Origin of the sequence: Ruegeria arenilitoris (assembly GCF_013030265.1) — a bacterium.
Lineage (GTDB): Bacteria > Pseudomonadota > Alphaproteobacteria > Rhodobacterales > Rhodobacteraceae > Ruegeria > Ruegeria arenilitoris_E.
The window spans coordinates 376,910-397,717 of the sequence record NZ_WPZQ01000005.1; the positions used below are offsets into that span (position 1 = coordinate 376,910).

18 protein-coding genes are annotated in these 20,808 nt (G+C 55.1%); 6 read left to right on the forward strand and 12 right to left on the reverse strand.

Annotated elements, in window-relative coordinates; all coding sequences use genetic code 11:
- Positions 1 to 36 precede the first annotated feature (36 nt).
- The gene (gene zapE / locus GOX61_RS11285) at positions 37 to 1,095 is read left to right on the forward strand and encodes a cell division protein ZapE (protein ID WP_170333763.1); all 1,059 of its coding nucleotides are present in this window, start codon (positions 37 to 39) and stop codon (positions 1,093 to 1,095) included.
- A 53-nt stretch (positions 1,096 to 1,148) separates the two neighbouring features.
- On the opposite strand, the gene GOX61_RS11290 is transcribed toward zapE, so the two are convergent.
- Genes GOX61_RS11290 through GOX61_RS11305 form a run of 4 tightly spaced genes read right to left on the reverse strand, consistent with a single transcriptional unit; the run spans position 1,149 to position 7,395 of the window.
- Positions 1,149 to 2,423, reverse strand: a complete 1,275-nt coding sequence (locus tag GOX61_RS11290; RefSeq protein ID WP_170333765.1) for a bifunctional folylpolyglutamate synthase/dihydrofolate synthase — start codon at positions 2,421 to 2,423, stop codon at positions 1,149 to 1,151.
- Positions 2,420 to 3,352, reverse strand: coding sequence for an acetyl-CoA carboxylase, carboxyltransferase subunit beta (gene accD, locus GOX61_RS11295; RefSeq protein ID WP_170333767.1), 933 nt, complete (start codon positions 3,350 to 3,352; stop codon positions 2,420 to 2,422). The genes GOX61_RS11290 and accD overlap by 4 nt, the downstream gene beginning before the upstream one ends.
- 58 nt (positions 3,353 to 3,410) lie before the next feature.
- On the reverse strand, positions 3,411 to 4,310 hold the full coding sequence (locus GOX61_RS11300; RefSeq protein ID WP_170333769.1) for a CPBP family intramembrane glutamic endopeptidase: 900 nt from the start codon (positions 4,308 to 4,310) through the stop codon (positions 3,411 to 3,413).
- Entirely contained in the window at positions 4,300 to 7,395 is a 3,096-nt protein-coding gene (locus GOX61_RS11305; protein WP_170333771.1) for an ABC transporter transmembrane domain-containing protein, read from the reverse strand. The genes GOX61_RS11300 and GOX61_RS11305 overlap by 11 nt, the downstream gene beginning before the upstream one ends.
- A gap of 247 nt (positions 7,396 to 7,642) precedes the next feature.
- Here GOX61_RS11305 and GOX61_RS11310 point away from each other — a divergent pair, with 247 nt between their 5' ends.
- The 3 genes from GOX61_RS11310 to GOX61_RS11320 all read left to right on the forward strand — a co-directional run bounded on the left by GOX61_RS11310 (position 7,643) and on the right by GOX61_RS11320 (position 10,414).
- Entirely contained in the window at positions 7,643 to 8,404 is a 762-nt protein-coding gene (locus GOX61_RS11310) for a DUF6478 family protein (protein WP_170333773.1), read from the forward strand.
- Positions 8,405 to 8,415: 11 nt separating this feature from the next.
- Entirely contained in the window at positions 8,416 to 8,778 is a 363-nt protein-coding gene (locus GOX61_RS11315) for a hypothetical protein (protein ID WP_170333775.1), read from the forward strand.
- Between the two features lie 109 nt (positions 8,779 to 8,887).
- Entirely contained in the window at positions 8,888 to 10,414 is a 1,527-nt protein-coding gene (locus GOX61_RS11320; RefSeq protein ID WP_155145564.1) for an MFS transporter, read from the forward strand.
- A gap of 44 nt (positions 10,415 to 10,458) precedes the next feature.
- Here the strand turns inward: GOX61_RS11320 and GOX61_RS11325 are convergent, their stop codons facing one another.
- The 7 genes from GOX61_RS11325 to GOX61_RS11355 all read right to left on the reverse strand — a co-directional run bounded on the left by GOX61_RS11325 (position 10,459) and on the right by GOX61_RS11355 (position 17,848).
- Positions 10,459 to 11,799 carry a S41 family peptidase gene (locus GOX61_RS11325; RefSeq protein ID WP_155145562.1) on the reverse strand — a complete coding sequence of 447 codons (1,341 nt, stop codon included), beginning with the start codon at positions 11,797 to 11,799 and terminating at the stop codon, positions 10,459 to 10,461.
- A 6-nt stretch (positions 11,800 to 11,805) separates the two neighbouring features.
- A complete protein-coding gene (locus GOX61_RS11330; protein ID WP_170333777.1) occupies positions 11,806 to 12,939 on the reverse strand; it encodes a murein hydrolase activator EnvC family protein in 1,134 nt (377 codons plus the stop codon).
- Positions 12,936 to 14,453 carry a 2,3-bisphosphoglycerate-independent phosphoglycerate mutase gene (gene gpmI, locus GOX61_RS11335; protein WP_170333779.1) on the reverse strand — a complete coding sequence of 506 codons (1,518 nt, stop codon included), beginning with the start codon at positions 14,451 to 14,453 and terminating at the stop codon, positions 12,936 to 12,938. The genes GOX61_RS11330 and gpmI overlap by 4 nt, the downstream gene beginning before the upstream one ends.
- A 101-nt stretch (positions 14,454 to 14,554) precedes the next feature.
- A complete protein-coding gene (locus tag GOX61_RS11340) occupies positions 14,555 to 16,228 on the reverse strand; it encodes a sulfatase-like hydrolase/transferase (protein WP_170333781.1) in 1,674 nt (557 codons plus the stop codon).
- 90 nt (positions 16,229 to 16,318) lie between these two features.
- Positions 16,319 to 16,555, reverse strand: a complete 237-nt coding sequence (gene nqrM, locus GOX61_RS11345) for a (Na+)-NQR maturation NqrM (protein ID WP_155145553.1) — start codon at positions 16,553 to 16,555, stop codon at positions 16,319 to 16,321.
- Positions 16,556 to 16,570: 15 nt separating this feature from the next.
- Positions 16,571 to 17,596 (reverse strand): FAD:protein FMN transferase, encoded by a 1,026-nt coding sequence (locus tag GOX61_RS11350; RefSeq protein ID WP_170333782.1) that lies wholly within the window; start codon positions 17,594 to 17,596, stop codon positions 16,571 to 16,573.
- Positions 17,597 to 17,662: 66 nt separating this feature from the next.
- Positions 17,663 to 17,848 (reverse strand): hypothetical protein, encoded by a 186-nt coding sequence (locus GOX61_RS11355; RefSeq protein ID WP_155145549.1) that lies wholly within the window; start codon positions 17,846 to 17,848, stop codon positions 17,663 to 17,665.
- A gap of 123 nt (positions 17,849 to 17,971) precedes the next feature.
- Between GOX61_RS11355 and GOX61_RS11360 the strand changes: the two genes are divergently transcribed.
- A complete protein-coding gene (locus tag GOX61_RS11360) occupies positions 17,972 to 18,496 on the forward strand; it encodes a CBS domain-containing protein (protein ID WP_170333784.1) in 525 nt (174 codons plus the stop codon).
- A 161-nt stretch (positions 18,497 to 18,657) separates the two neighbouring features.
- Here the strand turns inward: GOX61_RS11360 and GOX61_RS11365 are convergent, their stop codons facing one another.
- Complete coding sequence (locus GOX61_RS11365) at positions 18,658 to 19,428, reverse strand: metallophosphoesterase family protein (RefSeq protein WP_170333786.1); 771 nt, start codon at positions 19,426 to 19,428, stop codon at positions 18,658 to 18,660.
- A gap of 359 nt (positions 19,429 to 19,787) precedes the next feature.
- On the opposite strand from GOX61_RS11365, the gene GOX61_RS11370 reads away from it, so the two are divergent.
- Positions 19,788 to 20,801 (forward strand): NAD-dependent epimerase/dehydratase family protein, encoded by a 1,014-nt coding sequence (locus GOX61_RS11370; RefSeq protein ID WP_170333788.1) that lies wholly within the window; start codon positions 19,788 to 19,790, stop codon positions 20,799 to 20,801.
- Positions 20,802 to 20,808 lie beyond the last annotated feature (7 nt).

The window sequence follows — 20,808 nt, forward strand, 5'->3', positions numbered from 1 at the left end:
CTTTTCAAGGCGCTGAGCTAGCGCTATGGCTCGGTTATGACGGATTTGATTTCGCTCTATGAAGCCCGCATTGCAGATGGCACCCTGACGCGGGACGACGCGCAAGAGGCTGTTCTTCCTGAATTCGAACGCATTCGCTCGGCTCTGGCCACACCGGTAAAGCGTGGATTGTTCCGCAAGCCACCCCCGCCACCAAAAGGGTTGTATTTGTGGGGCGGTGTGGGGCGCGGCAAGTCGATGTTGATGGACATGTTCGTCGAGACGATGGGTGACATCCCTGCCCGGCGTGTTCATTTCCACGCCTTCATGCAGGAAATCCATGCCGGAATGCACAAGGCGCGAGAAGATGGCGTTCAGGACGCGCTCGCCCCGGTTGCTGAAAAGGTGATCAAAACCGTTCGGTTGCTGGCCTTTGACGAAATGCAGATCACCGATATCACCGATGCGATGATAGTCGGTCGCCTGTTTGATATGCTGCATGATGGCGGTGTCGTGATTGTCACGACCTCAAACCGGCATCCTGATGACCTCTACAAGAACGGTCTGAACCGCCAACTGTTCCTGCCCTTTATCCATCACATCAAAGAGCAGTTGGTGATATGGGAGCTGACTTCTCCCACCGATTATCGGCAAAACCGTCTGGAGGGATCGCCGGTCTACTTCACCCCAATCGGACCCGAAGCCAGAGAGAAGATCCGGTCTGTCTGGAATGATCTGTCTGGCGGGCCCGCAGAACCGCTCAGCTTGCAGGTCAAGGGTCGCGAAGTGGTGCTGCCGGCATTCAGGAATGGGGTCGCTCGGGCATCATTCTATGACTTGTGTGGGCGTATGTTGGGGCCGGGCGACTATCTGGCGATCGCAGACGCACTGAAGGTTCTGGTACTTGAAGATGTTCCTCGCCTATCACGGAACAACTTCAATGAAGCCAAGCGTTTCGTGACGCTGATCGATGCGCTGTATGAGGCCAAAGTTCGGCTGATCTGTTCCGCCGCCGCAGAACCGGAAATGCTCTATGTCGAAGGTGAGGGAACTTTTGAGTTTGAACGTACCGCCTCGCGCCTGCGTGAGATGCAGGATAAGGATTGGGGCAAGTAAAGGCACTGCCCAGTCATGGGCAACGCTTCAGAACCCATCCAGCAGGAGGCAGTCTATCCGTTTTCGCGCAGAATGTTGCCCGCCAGATAAAGCGAGCCGCAAATCAGAACACGTGCTTGCGGATCCTTGGCAGTGATCGCCGCTAAAGCATCTGCAACACTGTCAGCCGTATCAGAAGGCAAGTTGACTCGGTTTGCGGCAGCGGATGTGTCTTCTGCGCTGAGCGTATTGGCCTCACCCGGAATTGACACTGCCGTCAGGCTTTCTGCCTGTGCAGCGAGCGGTGCCAGATAACCCGTGACATCTTTGGTGTTCAGCATACCGCAGATCATATGGGTCGGACGTTTGGGCAGTTTCGACAGCACGTCCGCAAGGGCGATCCCGGCAGCCGCATTGTGCCCCCCATCCAACCAAAGCTCGGCCTGAGGTGCCTGTTCGACCAAGGGACCGGTTTTCAGCCGTTGCATCCGTGCGGGCCATTCGGCTTTGCTCACGGCTGCTTCGTAGGCGTCATCGCCCAGTTTAAGATGGCGCAGAACAGCGACAGCTGCGCCTGCGTTCTGAATCTGGTGGGTACCCAACAGGTTGGGAAGCGGCAGATCGCGCAGACCAGTTTCGTCCTGATAAATCAGACGTCCGTTTTCTTCGTGAACGTGCCAATGTTGACCATGCACAAGCAGCGGCGCACCCAATCGTGCGGCCGTGTACTCGATGACTTCCAGTGCCTCATCCTGTTGCGGCCCGACGATGCATGGAACACCAGGTTTGATGATGCCAGCTTTTTCTGCCGCGATTTTTCCAAGTGTATCGCCCAGAAACTGCTCATGATCGATCGAGATGGGCGTGATGACCGTCACCGCAGGCTGTTCAATGACGTTGGTTGCATCCAGACGTCCGCCCAGACCAACCTCAAGCAACGTGTAATCTGCCTTTGTACGGGCAAAGGCCAGCAACGCTGCGCAGGTTGTGATCTCGAAATAGGTGATGTTCTCACCGCAATTGGCGGCATAGCACTCATCCAGAACCGCAGTCAGGTCGGTTTCGGAAATCAGTTCGCCCGCCAAACGGATACGTTCATGGAAACGCGCCAGATGGGGTGAAGTATAGGCATGTGCCGACAGACCGGCGCCTTCCAGACCCGCCCGGATCATCGCTTGCGTTGACCCCTTGCCATTGGTCCCGGCAATGTGGATCACCGGAGGCAGCTTGGTTTGCGGATTGTCGAGCGTGGCCAGCAAACGCCACACACGATCCAAGGTCAGATCAATGATCTTGGGGTGCAGCGCCATCATCCGATCAAGGATGACGTCCGAAGTCTGAGTGGTCATTTCTCGCCTGCGTCTTCAGCAGCGGTCTCGGCCGGGGTTTCTTCGGCTGCGGGTGCAGGCAGATCGCCTTTGACCGCAGGGGACATCCCCATCAGCATTCGGGTGATGGTAATCAGTTCATCCCGCATCTCGGTCCGCTTGGTCACACGGTCCAGCATGCCATGATCCAGCAGATACTCGGCGCGCTGGAAACCTTCGGGCAGTTTTTCACGGATGGTCTGTTCGATCACGCGAGGACCGGCAAAACAGATCAGGGCGTTTGGCTCTGAAATATGAACATCGCCCAGCATCGCATAAGAAGCGGTCACACCACCCGTGGTCGGGTGGGTCAGAACAACGATGTAAGGCAGGTTCGCTTCTTTCAGCATCTCCACCGCAACAGTGGTGCGTGGCATCTGCATCAGGCTGAGGATGCCTTCCTGCATCCGGGCACCGCCTGCGGCAGAAAACAGGATCAGCGGGCGCTTGAGCTTCACCGCTTCTTGCGCAGCCGCGATGATGGCGTTGCCGACATACATGCCCATCGATCCGCCCATGAACGAGAAATCCTGAGCTGCTGCCACGATGGGTGTCCGCCCGATTTCGCCGGTTGCCACCAGCATCGCCTCTTTCTCGCCCGTTTTTTTCTGGGCCGCTTTCATACGGTCGGGGTATTTCTTCTGGTCGCGAAATTGCAGCGGATCATCTTTGGGGGCCGGAACCGCAACTTCGGTAAATATGCCGCCATCAAACAAATGCTTGAAGCGATCGCGCGGGGTGATCGCCATGTGGTGATCGCACTGGGTGCAGACATTCTGGTTTTCCGCCAATTCACGATGGAACAGCATCGTTCCGCACTCATCGCACTTATGCCATAAGTTTTCAGGCACTTCCCGGCGCGAGAAGATCGAGTTGATCCGGGGGCGGACGTAGTTTGTGATCCAGTTCATGTCGGAACCTTGTTATGCGGCGTTGACGTCAAATAAGACGCAACGGAAGGAAATGCAATCAACGCCTGAGTGCAAGACGTACTGTCAGCCAGCTGACAATCATCACCGCGAAATCAACGATGAGCCATTGTCTTAGAACCCCAGTGTCCGTCATGTCATATGGGAGGTGATAGAGCGCAAGGCCGCTGAGGCTATCTGGCAGTGAAACAACCAGAAGAGCCACCGCATTGTTAAAGAAATGCAGTGCTATAGCGGGTGCTAACGTCCCTGCCCTTGCAGTCAAATCAGCCGTCAATAGTCCAAATATGAAGGCCCAAACCGCAACCAGCATTGCGTTGTCGCCTGCAGCTGCGGGTGCGTAGTGACCAATTGCAAACAGCAAGGACGGAAGGCCCATCCAAATCAGCGGAGACCGGAAACGGGCGGCAAGGCTTTGTTGAAGATAGCCGCGAAACAGAATCTCCTCGGCACTCGTCTGGATGAGAACCACCAGCACTGACAGCGGGAGCAGCGCCAGCCAGGTAAAAAACGCCAGGTTCGGCACTAGAGGAGCGCCGTAGTCATAGGGTGGTAAAACAAAAATAACCGCGCCCAGAATCAACAAGGCTCGCAAAACGACACGAAATTGCGGAATCGTCGCTGACCACCGGCCGATTACTGAGGTCAGGGTACGGTGCTGCATCCATTTGGCAGCGAGTGTGACACCAAAGGTCACAAATCCAAAACTTGCCAGCAATACCAGCATAGCCAGCGGTGATGAGCCATTCTGCAGGCCTGTCTGCCACCCGCTTGGCCCCAGCCCGGCGGCAAGCCCAAACAAAATCAGGTTCAGGATAGTATAGGTTGCAACAACAATCGCCAGACCAACCAACAGGCGCCAGAGTTCCGGATATGGACGGGCCTTTGCCACCAGCTGTTCATGGCTGGCATAAGCGCCTATCGATCGCTCATCCTTCATTGACTTGCTCGGTGGTTGCAGTGACCGAATCCGTAGGTATCAGCGTGTTGGATTCCCGCATGATTTCAGCAAGTTCTGTCAGGTATCCCGCCACGGTTTCCAGCAGCTTTACCGCCACCGTTGCATCACTTTCGACCACGGCACGCAGTTCCTCGGCTCCGATTCTGAGGAACGAACAATCGGTCAACGCGACAAGATCCAGCTGTCTCGGGTCTCCGGTGATGATGGACAGATCACCAATCAGCCGACCTGGTTCGACGATCGAGATTGAGCCTTTTTCTCCGTCACCTTGTGTCCAGTTCAGACTGGCCTGACCTGAGATACACAGATAGGCGGCGTCCGGGTTTTGACCGCGTGCGAAAATAGTCTGACCTGCCGCAGCATCGTACCATTGGGCTGAAAAAGCCAACAGTCGCTGGTTCTTTGCGTCGATGCGCGAAAACAGCTCGGTCGAAGATATGATTTTGAGCTTGCGGCTCAGGTCGTCTGAGGTTTCCTCTTCGGTTTCGAGCTGTGTACGTGAAATGCCATCAATGCGGCCATCTTTGACTTCGACAAACAGATCATATGCCTCGGGATGCGCGAAATGATCCTCCATGAAGATCATGATCGAATCCGGCAGCAGCTCGCGCAGTCTGAGGCGGGTTCTCAGACGGCTCTCGGAATCGTGGCTGGCCAGAGCTTTGTCCAGTATCAGAATGTCAGGACGCTTGATCCCCGCGCGCGAGAACGCTGCCCGTTCTTGGAACACTGTCGGGAGGTTGTTCCCGCCTAAGCCCGATGGAAGGTCATAGATAATAGCGGCCGCGCGACGTCTCAGGCCGGCTTCGTTCAGGACTTCGGCCACGACCTCTTCAATCTCATCCGCGTGGGCACCGGCCATGATTGAAATCCGACCATATAGAGCGTTTTCAATGACAGTCAGCCGCGGCACGTAGACGTCAGGTGTGACAGGAATGAACAGCCCGTTAAGAGACGCATGGAGCTTTTCAGCCTGACTTTTCCGGATTGAGAGGATTTTTTCTTTGTATTCCTCTGGGAAACTCGGACCGATTTGTTCAGCAGTCAGAAGGAAGGGTACTGTCAGCAGTAAAGCACGTTCCTGATCGCTCAGGTCTGCATCCCCTTTGGACTTGCGCCGCTCTTCAATATCCAGAAGCCGGTGGAACATATCCTTGGCCATGCCCAGCCGTAAAAACAGCGGGTGATCGGTGCCATCACGCCCAAATGTCTTGTGAAGCGTGTCGAGAACCGCATTCGCGATTCCCATCGCATCCTCATCCAGATCATGCGCCTTGAGCATCGCCATAAACCGGCCATCACCGGCCAGAATGTCAGGCGAAATATCCCGCGAAGGCGAAGCGAACAACAGATTTCCACCCAAAGGTACGGCCGGGTTGAACTGGTCCGGATCAAATCGGTAGACGTATTGGTCCAGATCGCGCTCTTGCAGCCGCTCGGCAACCGTATTTCGTAATCTTACGATTTCACCTGCCAGATCCGGATGCAGTTCAGGGTCAAATTGCGAGCGCAAAGTGCGCCGGAACATGAACTCGTCAATGCCCATCGCTTCAACCAGCTGGAACCACCAGTCGCGAATTTCGTCAATATCATCCAGCCCGGCAAGGCCCGGATCGACCCATTCATCCGATAGCGAGTCCGGTGGATTGCCCGCACGAACGGCCTCGATCTGGCGGCGCGTGGGCGCTTTGATTGCATCGCTTTCGTGCTGCGGGTGCGTGCGAAGTGGCATCATCAGGTTATCGCCCAATGTGCCGTCGAACAGATAGGGTCTGGAATATGCGTAGCCGATCCGCGCGGCTATCACTGCCTGATGCAATTCTCTGAGATTATGTCCGGCCAAAACGACTTCGCCCTGAGTCGGCAAAAGCTCACGGGTCAGCAACTGAGCCAGTGCATTGCGTTCCGCAGCGTGGGTCGATTGAATCGCGACGCGCGCACCGCTGGGTATGGTCAGGTCGATATCTTCCAGAACGGTCTTGCCGTCATCGTCGCGGACAGTCACGTTCCGCAGTTCAATATCGCCTTTCAGATGCGGGATCGTCTCGGGCTCATTCTCGAACAGATCTTCGGGGATCATGTTTGACGGGGCAAACCGCTCGGTCACGATTTGCCAGCGCAGAGACATGTCCTGTACCTGGTTGTAATAGGTCAGCAGATCTTTCCAGGGCCCGCTCAGGTCTTTGTAGGCTCCAAGTGCGGCGACCAGCGCACCGACCGTTACCTCACCTGTGATCGCCAGATAGCCGCCGACCGAATAAAACAGAAACGGCGTCATCTGAGTGATCAGATTGTTGAGGAACTTCATAAAGAACTTCTTGTTGTAGATCCGGAACCGAATCTCGAACAAAGTCCCTAGCCGATGGCTGAATTGCGCCAGACGATACCGCCAGCCACCGTTTGTGCGCAGATCACTGATCCCGGCCGCGCTTTCACCAATTTCCGAACTAAGCTGGCGGACTTCCTGAATACGTTCCTTGTTCAGCAGGTTAATTTGCCGCTGCAGCTTGGGGATCAGCCAAGCTTGTAGCGGGATCAGCGCGATACTTGCCAGCCCGAACCAAACGCTCTGCATGAACAGGAAGGTAACGATGGTCATCATCTGTCCGAACTGAAACACCGGCTGTGCAATGGCATCACCCATGAGCCCGCCCATGGGTTCGGCCTCGGACGTGATCATCGACACCAGCTCACCCTGGCTGGTGGTGGCAAAATATGACTTTGGAAACCGCATGGACCTGCTAATCAGCGTGAATCGCAACCGGCGCAGCATCCGTTCGGCCAGAATGCCCTTCATGGTGTTGATGCGCATTTTCATCAGGCCGCTGGCAATCACTGTCGCCAGAAATGCGAAACACAAGACCAGCAGATACTGTATCTGGGTGACCGTTATGCCAAATTTGGTGACGGTATCACCCGGCGCACCGATTGCGTCATTGATGATCTGCTTCGGCAGTTCAAGCGAGGCGTACAGAAACGGAAACGACAATACAGTCAGCAACAGCAGGATTAACTGCTGCTTTTTTGAGTGTTTCCAGATGAACGCGAATAGAGTGGGTTCCATACCCCGGCCTCGCCATGAACTTGAGTGATCTTCGGCACGTTGCGGGGGATCCACTGCGACCGGGTGCCTGACGGTAAGCTCTGGGTTCGACTATTTCAAGAATGGCAGAAGCTACAAATTTCGAATAAGAGCTCGCCCTCTGGTCGTGACCTTAACAAATCACAAAATTCTGAAGTCGGAGTCGAAACATGGGTTTATCCCACCTGTTATCTTTGACTAAACAGATGCAGTTTCAAACGTTGGAGCCATGGGCAAGATTCTGGATCAATATGTGAGCCGCAAGGTATTGGGGCGTTGGCGCAAAGCAGCGCAGTCGGCGCCATTTACCGCGCTGCATTTGTTGCGACGGCAGAGAGATGAAGCCCGTCAATTCAGATTGCATCTGGAGCGGTTGATCCAAGTTGCCGATGGGAGACTAACCCGCCCCCTGATCGGATCGACGAGTTTTCCCAAACCGCTCGGTACCGACTGGGCGTGGCGACCAGATCTATGGCGCGGACCTTTGGCAAAGCATGGCCACGCATCACTTTCGCGCAAAACGTCAATGGATAAGCAGGTTACCCTGTTTCATGACTGCGATCTTGGCGAAATCGCCATCCGGCAAACCCGAAACACGGCGGACAAGGATCTGGCACCATTCAGTCTTGCACTGGAGATTTTTGAATTCACCGGTTCGTTCCTGTCTCTGTCCATCGAACTGCCTGCCGAAGCCACTATTGGCTTAACACGGCAGCATCTGATACGCGCCAGTGCCCAGATCGAGTGTGAAAGACCAACAGGCATGTTCGCACGCCTCAACATTCAGCACGGGCCCAACACTGAACAAGTGCTGCGTGAACTGAGCCACTCTGATTCTTCTATGTCGGTAGATTTCGATCTGGCTCATCTCCATCTGAATGAACGCCGGGTCGAGAAAATCTGGTTGGATCTCATCATAAACGATCCGAGAATGAACCGGATCGTTCTGCGCGACCTGACCCTGTGCCGCCATCATCGGGCTGATTTGTGAGAGTTCAATAAATGACACAAACGAATTTGACCCCCATTCGCTTTGAAAATGCCATCTGGGAAGGGCATCTGGCCTCGGAAGATACGCCTGAGATTGAAGTGCGCTATCGGGATCAAACCTTGCCGGATGTTGAATTGGTAGAGGCCGAAGGTGGATGGACGCTGCGCGTCCCGGTCCCCTCGAGCCTGTTATCCGAAGGTGTACATAGCGTTGTTATTTGGGATCAGCGTTCCAACCACAAACTAGGTGATTTCACAGTTATCTCTGGCTCACCAGTCGCAGAAGACATGCGGGCTGAATTGTCTCTGCTACGTGCTGAACTGGATATGTTGAAACGCGCGTTTCGCCGGCTTCACGGCGAAAACAACCCCTGATCCGGGTTGGGCATGACACTAGGTAGAAAGCGGTAATTGACCGATTTTTCTATCTTTTTAGCCGGAACAATGCATCATAACGGGCATCCAGCACATTTCGGGTGACCCCATGGAACGCAGCAGCATTGTAAAGGTCATCGCCCTGATGGTGACTGCCTTTGGTATCGGTATCGATTTCACGGGCGCGCTTATGCTGGTTCCGGCCATCGAAAACACATTCGACGCAGACATCACCAGCACGCAGTGGGTTTTGAATATTTACGCCCTGTTCTTTGCCATGACCATGGTTGCTGGTGGTCGGTTGGGTGACATGTTCGGTCACCGGAAGATGATGATCATCGGCCTTTCGATATTCCTGTTTTCGTCCATTATGTGTTTTGTTGCGCCCAGTCTGGATTTTCTGGTTGGGGCACGTGCACTGCAAGGCATCGGTGCCGGATGCGTCTGGCCCTGCACCTTGGCCTTTGGTGCAACAAAAGTATCCCGAGAGGAACACCGCGCCATGGTCATGGGGTTGATCCTTGCGGGTGTTACCACCGGAAACGTCTTTGGGCCCATGATCAGTGGGTTTGTCGTCAATCTCGGAGATTGGCGCCTGTTCTTCCTGGCCAACGTTGTGTTTTCGTGCATTTCGATGGCGACCGCCCTTATACTTATGGAGCGCGAGAAGACCCACAAACAAGGTGAACACATCGACTTTGCCGGAATGGGCATCCTGTCTTTTGCGGTTCTGCTGTTGCTTTATGGGCTGGATGTGGGCGCGGACTGGGGCTGGACTTCGGTTCCGCTGCTTTTGTTGTTTTTCGTGAGTGCTGTGCTGTTCCTGCTATTCCCGAGGGTCGAAAAACGGGTGAAGGAACCGCTACTGCTGCCCCAAATGATGCAGAACCGAGAGTTTCTGATCACCCTTGGTCTGAATATGTTCAATGTGTCAGCTGCGTTTGTTGGCCTGCTGTACTTCCCCCAATACATGCAAAAGGTTCTGGGCTGGTCGGTTTTTCAATCTGCGCTTGGATTGGCTCCACTTACGGTATTGCTGGCGGTCGGATCGATTATTTCTGGCACTCTCTACAACGACTTTGGTCCTAAGCGGTTGTTGTTTTGGGGCTATATGTGCGCAACGCTCGGAGCGGCCAGCGTGGTGATCTTACCCGCCGGGTTAGGGTATTTTCAGATATTGCCCGGAATGGCGATGATTGGCCTTGGAGCGACGCTTACCGTTGGTCCTTCCGGGACTGCAGCAGTGTGTGCCGTCAAACCTGAGCGCGCGGGGTTGGTTGGCGGCCTCAGCTTCATGACTCATCTGGTCTATGGTGCCATCTCTGTCGCCTGTGCGACTGCGATTATGTATGTCACCAGTCTTTCATCACTGCGCGAACGACTGAGTGCCGCGGGCATTAGCATGTCCGAGGCTGATCAACGCGCGATCAATGGGGGTACACTTTCGACAGCTTCTGCTCAGGACGTTTTAAACAAGCTTAGTACCACTGAGGCAGAACAGGTTCGAAACGCGATAAATGCAGCCTTCGACAGCGGTATGAATATGGCGTTTATCTTTGCGACTGTATCCGTATCTATCGGCGTTTTGCTGGCCCTGATGCTGGACGAGAACAAGCTGCACAAAGTCGAAAGCTGACCTGGAAATGAAAAGGGCCGCGACAGTGGCGCGACCCTTTTGTCTTACTGCGATGGCCCGTTCGGGTTGAAGGCGGACAGACCTTTTAGAATATCGATGGCGTAAGCCAGCTGATAATCCTCTTCCCGCAGTTCAGCCGTTGCTTCGGCTTTGGCACGGTCTTCTTCGATCTGACGAATTTCGTCTTCACTTAAGCTGTCATTGTTCAGGCTGCCGCGCAGATCGGCCTCAGAGCGTGAGAACGTGTTGGTCTCTTCCTCTTCGGTTTCCGGCGTCGGGCGCGGTTGCTCAACGATGATGTCGGGGCTGACACCAAGCGCCTGGATCGAGCGACCCGAAGGGGTGTAATAGCGCGAGGTCGTCAGGCGCATAGCTCCATCACCACGCAGTGGCATGACAGTCTGCACCGATCCCTTGCCGAAGCTCTTGGTGCCGACAACAATCGCGCGGTGGTGATCCTGCAGAGCACCGGCAACAATTTCGGACGCTGACGCAGAACCGCCGTTGATCAGAACCACAATCGGTTTGCCCTCGGCCAGGTCACCTGGTGTCGCGTTGAAACGCTCGCCCTCTTCGGGGTTGCGGCCACGGGTCGAGACGATTTCGCCTTCGTTCAGAAACGCGTCAGACACCTTGATTGCCTGTGTCAGCAAACCGCCGGGGTTGTTGCGCAGGTCCAGAACGAAACCGTTGACTTTGTCGATGCCACCAGCTTCTTCAATTTGCTCTTCCAGCCCGGCCTGAAGGTTCGGATAGGTCTGATCGTTGAAGGTGGTCACGCGCAGAACAACGCTGGTGCCTTCGGTACGGGCGCGCACCGCGGTCAGCTTAATCGTGTCACGGATGATGGTGACATCGAATGGCTCCTGCTCGCCTTCACGAACCACCGTGATGACGATTTCGGACCCAACTGGTCCACGCATCAGGTCAACCGCTTTGTCGAGCGTCAGGCCAAGAATGCTCTCACCATCGACATGGGTGATGAAATCGCCGGCTTCGATCCCGGCCTCATCCGCTGGTGTGTCGTCAATGGGCGAAACCACTTTGACGAAACCTTCTTCTTGCGTGACCTCGATGCCCAGACCGCCGAACTCTCCGCGAGTCTGAACGCGCATCTGCTCAGCGTCATCAGGCGACAAGTAGCTGGAGTGCGGGTCAAGCGACGTCAGCATGCCATCGATTGCCGCTTCGATCAGTTCGTCAGATTCGACTTCTTCGACATATTGTGCACGGATCCGTTCAAAGATGTCACCGAACAGGTCCAGTTGCTCATAGACACTGGCCTTGTTTTCAGCCTCTTGCGCCAGCAGTGGTCCGGCGATTTGTGTCGTGGCAACAATCCCTGCCACGGTTCCGGCCAGACCGGCCATAATAAATTTCTTCATACTCGTTTATCCATCCTTGTCTGTCCGAAACCACGATTCCGGATTCACGGGCGTATTTTCTTCTCTTACTTCTATATAGAGCGTTTCTGACCGGTCAGTTCCAGTGCCATCACCGGATGTTGACAAAATCGCGCCTATTTCTGGCGTACCGCCGGGCATCAATCCGACCGGAGTGCCCTCGGGGATCACCTGTCCGGGTTCACCGTAAACTTCCTGCAAGCCTGAGAACACAAACAATAATCCGGGCTGAGGCTCCAGAATTATGAGGTTACCGAGATCCAGTAATGGCCCTCGATAACGGATTGTTGCAGCTGTGGGAGAAACTACCAACGAACGGGGACGGGTACCCATGACAAGCCCAGGGCGTGTCACTCCGGCCGCGTCCGTCTCGCCCGCCTTGTGCAGGAGAACCCCCTGAACGGGCAATGCGATCTGCCCCTTCAGATCCGTTACATCGGCATTGGTTTCCACGATCTCACCCTCGGAGATTTCGGAAAGCCCGCTGGCAAAACCGTCCAGAGTTTCGGTTGACGAAATCAGGATTGCCGTGCGCACCGGATCTTCGACAAACCGGCGCGGCAGATCAGTTCTGTCGGCAATCGCCTCGCTGAGCCGCGTGCGCGCATCCTGAACACCAATCAGGCCCTCTGTCAGGGTCTCAGCTGCACTTTGCTGCAACTGTCGCAAGGTTTGCACTTCTTGCAGGTCGTGCGCCAAAGCCTGCGCCTTGGCGTTCAGGCCCGGTGTGACTTCGGACAACATCATTCCCGTGCGTGCGGCACCCAATGGGCCTGATGGGTGCAGCATCAACACCGGCGGCGCAGTGGTTTCGATAGTCTGAAGAACGCCCAACAGCTGCGCGATATCCTTTTCCCGTGCGCGCAGTTCTGCGGTCAGCTGGGCTTCACGCGTAGCAGCCTTGCGCAGCCCGTCACGCATGGCGGTCAGACCTGCCTCATAGGCCTGCAATGTTTCGGTCAGTGCACGCACCCGATCACGGGCGCTATCCGCCTCGGTCAGAGAGATTGAAGCTTGTTCCAGCATCTGCGCTGCTTCCAACGCCGCCTGAGCAGGATCTGTCTGCGCGTATGCGGGCGCAGATCCCAAAGCAGTTGCAAACAGAAGCGCAAGAAACCTCATGACAGCAAGCTTTCTCCGGTCATCTCGGGTGGTTTAGGCAGCTCCATCAACTCTAATAGGGTCGGTGCCAGATCGGACAAACGACCATTCCGCAGTTTAACCCCCTCTGGTCCACCAACCAGAGCCACAGGAACCGGGTTCAAGGTATGTGCTGTATGTGGGCCACCCGTTTCGGGATCGACCATCATCTCACAATTCCCGTGATCAGCAGTCACGATCATCGCACCACCCACCTTCTCCAGCGCTGCGACGACCTGAGCCAATCCCTGATCCACTGCTTCACAGGCCTTGATCGCGGCCTGCAAATCTCCGGTATGTCCAACCATGTCGGGGTTGGCATAGTTGGTGACGATCAGGTCGTAGCCCGCTTCAATTGCTTTGACAAATTTGGCTGTGACTTCGGCCGAAGACATCTCGGGCTGTAGATCGTAGGTGGCCACTTTGGGTGAATTGGGCATGAAGCGATCCTCGCCCTCCTCCGGCTGCTCTTTGCCGCCGTTGAGGAAGAAGGTCACATGCGGGTACTTTTCGGTCTCGGCTAGCCGGAACTGCCGTAGCCCTTGCTTTGCCACCCATTCGCCCAGAGTATTCACGATATCGCGCTTGGGAAAAACGGTTGTCATATAGGCGTTGTGGCCATCTGAGTATTCGACCATACCTAGCAACGCAGACAAGTGTGGCCGCTGGCCGGTATCGAAATCTGCAAATCCAGGCTCACCAATGGCACGCAGGATTTCACGGGCGCGGTCGGCCCGGAAATTGAGGCAGAAGACACCGTCCCCATCCTTAACACCCTCATAGCCTGCTAGCACCGTTGGCGTGATGAACTCGTCTGTTTCCGACTGATTATACGCATGGTCCACTGCAGAGTGAGCGGTCCTACCCTCGCGCCCTTTTGCGTTGATCATCGCGTCATAGGCTTCGCTTACGCGTTCCCATCTGTTGTCGCGGTCCATGGCAAAGTAGCGCCCGCTGACAGTGACAATCTTTGCACCTTTGGGCAGGTGTTCTTCAAGCTGGGCAACGTATGTGAAGGCCGATTTGGGCGATACATCGCGCCCATCTGTCATGGCGTGCAATGCCACAGGGACACCTGCATCGGTGATGGCCTTTGCAGCGGCGATGATATGATTCAAATGACCATGTACCCCGCCATCCGAGATTAAACCCATCAGATGCGCAGTACCATTGGCAGCCTTGACCTTGCTAATGAAATCCTGAAGCGCCGCGTTATCTAAAAACGATCCATCTTCGATCGCCAGATCAATCTGTCCCAAATCCATCGCGACGATCCGGCCCGCGCCGATATTGGTGTGACCGACCTCGGAATTACCCATCTGACCGCTCGGCAGCCCTACATCCGGGCCATGCGTGATCAGCGTTGCATGCGGTCCCTTGGACATGATCGCGTCAATGGTTGGCGTCTCGGCAAGAAAAGGCGCGTTGGCCCGTGTGTCATTCGACAGACCCCATCCATCGAGAATGCACAGGACAACGGGCTTGGGGGCGGTCATAGAGGATCTCCGGTTACTGCTCTTGCGCAGTCTTCTACCCCCTGCCCGCGCGGGCGTGAACCGTCTTTTATGTCCGGGTTGCCAGAATTAATTCTGCCGCCCTAACCCTTATCGATGAGATCGCGATACGGCTTGGCCTTTCTGTCACGATACTTGACCGTCAGATCCAGCGGCGCATCGTTTTCATCATAGATACCCAATACCACGCCAGTTCCCCGGCTTTTTGTGCGCATTTCGATCAGCTGCTGTTCCGAACGCGTGGTGCGTTGCGACGGTCTGCGAGCCCACGCGAACAGATGATCATACATCTCTGCAATCACATCCGCATGTTCAGCACTGGTGCCCAGATCAACCAATTCGTCCGGGTCATTTTCCAGGTCAAACAGGATCGGTCTGTATCCGCCTTCGCAATGGATCAGCTTCCATTTCCTGTTCGCCACCATGAACATCACCGCGTCCCGAACCGAAACCCCCAGAATGTCGGCGATGGGTGAGGCAGAGTAGTCGTATTCGCAGATCACATATTCCCGGGCTGTGGCCTCGGCTTGGCCGTGCAGGATGGGCAGCAAGGAATGACCTTCGAGGATGTGATCTGCCACTTGACCACCTGCCACATCCAAAAAGGTTGGTGCCAGATCAATCGACTCGACCAGCGCGTCGCTGACAGTCCCGCGCGTAGCATCCGCTTCGGCTGATGGATCGTAGATGATCAGCGGCATTTTAGTCGACGCGTCGTGGAAGAATGTCTTTTCCCCCATCCAGTGATCACCCAGAAAGTCGCCGTGGTCCGAGGTCAGTACGATCATCGTATCGTCCATCCGACCCGTTTCTTCCATCCAGTCGAGCAGACGCCCGATCTGATCATCGGCTTGTTTGATCAGCCCCATATAAGCTGGAATGACGGCATCCCGCACATCGTCACGCGAAAAGGTCTGCCCGATCTTGGTGTTCATGAAAGCGGCAAGCACGGGATGTGCATTCTGTCGCTCGGATTCAGATCGAACCACCGGCAGTACGTGTTCGGGTCCATACATTGACGCATAAGGCTCCGGCACGATGTAGGGCCAATGAGGTTTGATATAGCTGAGATGACAGCACCACGGGCCATCGTGGGTTTCCATGAACTCCATTCCGCGCGTGGTCAGATATGGGGTTTCACTGTCCTCTTCGGCGATGTTTGCAGCCTCGGGAGAGTTTTTCAGGAACCAACCCGAAAGAACGTTCCCGTCCGCGTCGAGGCCGGAATTGGCAAAGTCGTGCCATGGATTGTCGCTCTCATACCCCTTCGCGTTCAGGTATTTGTTGTATTCTCGAGAGCCTTCAGGATCATAAAAGCCATCCGGCCCCTCGGGCCGCATGCCGTCATCGCGTTCAAAAACATCAAAACCACATTCAGCCACTCGGGCACCGATCAGACTGTCTGGCTCCAGACCCAGCCGTTCCATACCCTCGGCATCCGCGCGCATATGCGTTTTGCCAACCAGCCAGCAATCCATCCCCGCCTTGCGCAGGTGATCGCCCATGGTCACCTCACCCACCTTCAGGGGGATACCATTCCACGATGCACCATGAGAATGGACATACCGCCCGGTATAAGTGGACATGCGGGAGCTACCGCAGATCGGAGATTGGATATAGGCGCGATCAAAGCGGACACCGCGCGCCGCCAGACGGTCAATATTCGGTGTTTGCAGATGTGGATGGCCGTAGCAGCTCAGATAATCCCAGCGGAGCTGGTCGAACATGATGAACAGAATGTTCCTGGCTTTGGCCATCACGATGGGTGTCCCTGAAATTTACTTCACATGCTAACTTAACCGGTCACGGCCAGACAGCGAAGACAAAATTTCAGGGTTGTCCAAAATTCAGGTCTGGCTTTCCATCTGCTGCAGCATCTTTTTCGCGCGCTTGCATTGCAACTGATCACGCAGAGGGCTGTTCGGATCGACATCTTTCTTGCAGACGACACATTTGTCGGCACCGGATATCGCGTTCAGACCGCCACAGCTGCCTTTGATTGTCTTGCCCATCAGCATGACACCCAGAGACATGCCCACCATGATGATCAGTAAAAGCACGAAAGCTAGAATAAAGGTGCTCATCCCGGTTCCTACCTGTCAGTTGGTTCCCAGCGCGTCTTTGAACGCACTGCTTTGTACCGTGATATAAGCATCTTCGCCAGCGGCAACATCCCGAGAGATGAAGAACACGGCAAGTTGATGCTCCTCGGCTAGTCTCAAGCCTTCTTCCTGACCCAAGGCCAGCATTGCCGTTGCCCACGCATCAGCCATCATCGCATTCTCAGCCAGTACAGTGACCGAGGTTGTGCGGTGCGTAATCGGGCGCCCGGTCGTCGGGTCAATGATGTGTGAATAGCGCACACCATCCTGTTCGAAGAAGTTCTTGTAATCACCGGATGTTGCCATGCCCAGATTGTCTACAGGGACGATCAGTTGAATGAGCTGGCTACCGGTTTCCGGCTTTTCCACGCCGATCTGCCAGCTTTCACCTTTATCATTCTGACCTTTGGCGACCAGATCGCCGCCGATCTCGACCATATAGTTCTCAAGACCCGCATCGCTGAGGCTCTGAGCTACAGCATCGATTCCGTAACCTTTGGCAATGGCGGACAGGTTGATGCCAACATCCGCGTTGGATTTCGCCAGCGTTCCAGCCGCGCTATCCAGTTTCAGCAAGCGCGCCTGGCCTACCCCATTCAGCGCGGCCTGAATGTCGGCGTCAGCTGGTACAGGATCCTCTGGTTTGCGCGGGCCAAAGCCCCACAGCTCGATCAGCGGGCCCAAGGTCACATCAAAGGTACCGTTGCTTTTCTCGTGAACCTCATTTGCGGCAGCAATCACATACGCGAATTCTTCGGATACATCAGCAGGAGCTGTGCTGTCCGAGGCCGAGAAAGTCGAAACCTCGGAATTCGGATCCCAGTTGGACATCTTGGCATTGACCTGCGCGAGCGTTTCTTCAACGGACGCAGCAAGCGCTGTTTCGTCGATATCCTCACCAATCGCAGTGATGTTGAACGTGGTTCCCATCGTCTCACCCGACAGACGAACCACCTCGGGTTCTTTGTCGAACAGACAGCCGGAAACGAAAAGCATCAGGGCCAGTGCAGTCAAACGGCGCATTAGGCGACCTCCTGGGAAAACTGTGACCGGCGTATGCCAGCGGTCCCCAACAGAGTCAAACCGGCTTCAGATTTTCAGCGGCAGAAAGCCCAATGCCAATAACCCAACGGCGGCAGGCACCCCGAACAGCCACGCGCGCTTTTGCCAGCCCGCTTCTTGCTGTTTCCAGGTTTTCCGGAAGTTGTGACCGCACACCACCACAAAGAAAAAGATCAGCGCCGCAACGGGAGGGGTAAGATACAGCTGGTCCAAGAAGCCAATTTTCCTTGCGAAGTGGCGGAGTTACGCCAGTTTGTGAAATTGCACCCTATACAGGTTCTGTCCCTGCGCTAAGGTGGAGGTATAAGCCAAATCCGGTAAAGGAGGAGACCGCCCATGGCCCCAAGCTCTTACCAGCCCCCGACGCGTGGCGACAAGGCCGAGTCCAGTACTTACAGCCAATCCGTCGAGTCGAACCTGTCACATACTCAGACGACGGTGGCGAAATTGCTGGAAGGCAAGGGAAATGCGGTGATCGCGGTACGTCCAAACGATACGATCCATTCGGTCGTGGACATCCTGAAGGAAAAACGCATCGGTGCCGTCGTCGTCACAGATCAGAACGGTGCGCTGCAGGGTATCCTGTCCGAGCGGGATATCGTTCGGCGCATGGCCGATACACCCGGTCAGACGCTGCCGCAATCTGTCCAAGATCTGATGACGCGAGAGGTGAAAAGCTGCGCTCCGGATGATCTGCTGATGGATGTGCTGAAAACCATGACCGAAGGACGGTTCCGTCACATGCCAGTGATCAGCGATGGCAACCTCAAAGGTGTCATCACCATTGGAGATGTCGTACATTTCCGGCTTAAAGAGCTGGAATATGAAGCCTTGCGCATGAAACAGATGATTGTCGGCTGACAGATAAACCTCGTCGCAACGGGCAAGGACCTCACGGACCTGCCCGTTGGTCGGTGTAGCCAATTGTGCAGATTATTGCTGACGACCTCATGGGGTGGCCTTTTGGGTGTGCAGCTGCACCGACTTGCCAGTTATGAGAAAGTCATCAGATACCGTTTCGGTTACTTCTGATCAGCTGAAATAAATCGGATTTCGCCTGCCGAGATTTCAGCCGCGGTCAATCGACCGGTCGCAAAAGCGCCCGTGTCGATCGATACAATCTTATGTTTGATGCGTGGCTCGGAAACGATTGTGTGACCGTGCACAACCCATTGATCATCAGTGCGACGATCCAGACGAAATCGTGGATGCCCCCACAAACATACTTGTCGGGGCTGATCATCGAGCGGAAAGGCGGGATCCAAAGCGGCGTGAACCACGGTCACGTTTCCGCTGCTCCAGGTCAGAGGCAACCCTCGCAGCCAGTCGAGAACCCGGTCGCCAATTCTGGCCCGCAATCGCCCTGCAACCTCTACCGCATCCTTGCCGATAACGGCTTCGGTGACATTGCCAAGCCCAAAAGAAGCCAATGTCTGCAGGCCACCATTTTGCAGCCACAGTCGCCCCATCCGCTTGGGGTCATCGACAAATTTCAACAGCATTTCTTCGTGATTGCCCAGCAGACACACGACCTGACGGTTGGTGTCTTCGCTGAGGTGTTTCAGATGATGCAAGACTTGTGCGCTGTACTCTCCCCGATCGATGTAGTCGCCAACAAAGACCAAAGGGTATCGGCGGTCCAAACGGGGAAGCAACGCCTGCAGCAGATCAAGTCGACCATGGATGTCACCAACCGCATAAAACCGCTGATCCGGTGCGAGTTCGGCAAGCGAAGCTCCCATATCCTGGGCAGCTGACTGCTTAACGAGTTTTCTGATCCATTCCTTAATCATCTCTGAAGTTCAGTACCCTGCCCGGTCGTTATCGGCAATTCCCAACTGCCAAAGGTTACTTAGGAGCCTTCAACACATCAACAAGCGCTGGACCTGATTTGCGGTCAACGACAAGCAGTCTCGATCAGATATCGCGCATCGACTGTTTCGCTTCCATCCGAACGCAATCCACCACCAATGAGGTCGCGTGCTGGATTAGCTTCTGCCTGTTCAGGTCAATCTCCTCCTGATAAGCCAACTGGTTGACGCTGACCTCTGCCCGGCTGATATGACGGTCGCCGACAGGGAAATCCTCTTGACCTCACCGGATGGAAAGGGTCCCTGATGGTCACAGTGTTTGGATAACGTTCGAGGGTTTCATGAAACGGGTTCTGGTTACGGGTACAGCGGGGTTCATTGGGTTCCATCTGGCAAAGCTGTTGCTGTCAGAGGGGTTTCAGGTCCATGGCTATGACGGGATGACCGACTATTACGATGTCAGCCTCAAGCAACGCCGTCACCAGATGCTGCTGCAGACACCCGGTTTCTCCGCCACCGAAGACCTGTTGGAAAACCACGAACGCCTGATGCAGGTCGCGGACGAGTTTGAACCCGATGTCATTGTCCATCTCGCCGGGCAGGCCGGAGTTCGGTACAGTCTGGAACAACCACGAAGCTACATAGATTCCAACATTGTTGGTACGTTCAACGTGATGGAGGCCGCCCGTCAGCATAAGGTGGATCACCTGCTGATGGCATCCACTTCGTCGGTTTACGGCGCAAACGATGAGATGCCCTTTACCGAGGTCGAAAAGGCGGACACCCAGCTGACCATCTACTCGGCGACCAAAAAAGCAAATGAGGCGATGGGGCACTCTTATGCTCACCTCTGGGACCTGCCGACCACAATGTTCCGGTTCTTCACCGTATATGGCACCTGGGGTCGCCCTGATCTGGCACTTTATAAATTCGTCGATGCGATTCTGGACGGTCGCCCGATCGATATCTACAACCATGGTGACATGCATCGTGACTTTACCAACGTCAACGATCTGGTCCGGGGCATTCGATTGTTGATTGATACCCCCCCAATCCGACCTGCGAGTCCTGACGATATCGAAGAAGGCGACAGCCTGTCGCCGGTTGCTCCGTATCGGGTCGTGAACATCGGAAACGGTGACAAGGTGCGCTTGCTGGATTTTGTAGAAGCCATCGAAGAAGCCGTCGGAAAAAAGGCGATCCGCAACTACATGCCCATGCAGATGGGTGATGTCCCTGCTACATGGGCCAATACGGACCTGTTGCAGCGACTGACTGGATACCGTCCGCAAACGGATTTCAAGGATGGCATCGCGCAATTTGTAGAATGGTTCCGTGATTACCACGGAAAATGACCCAAGA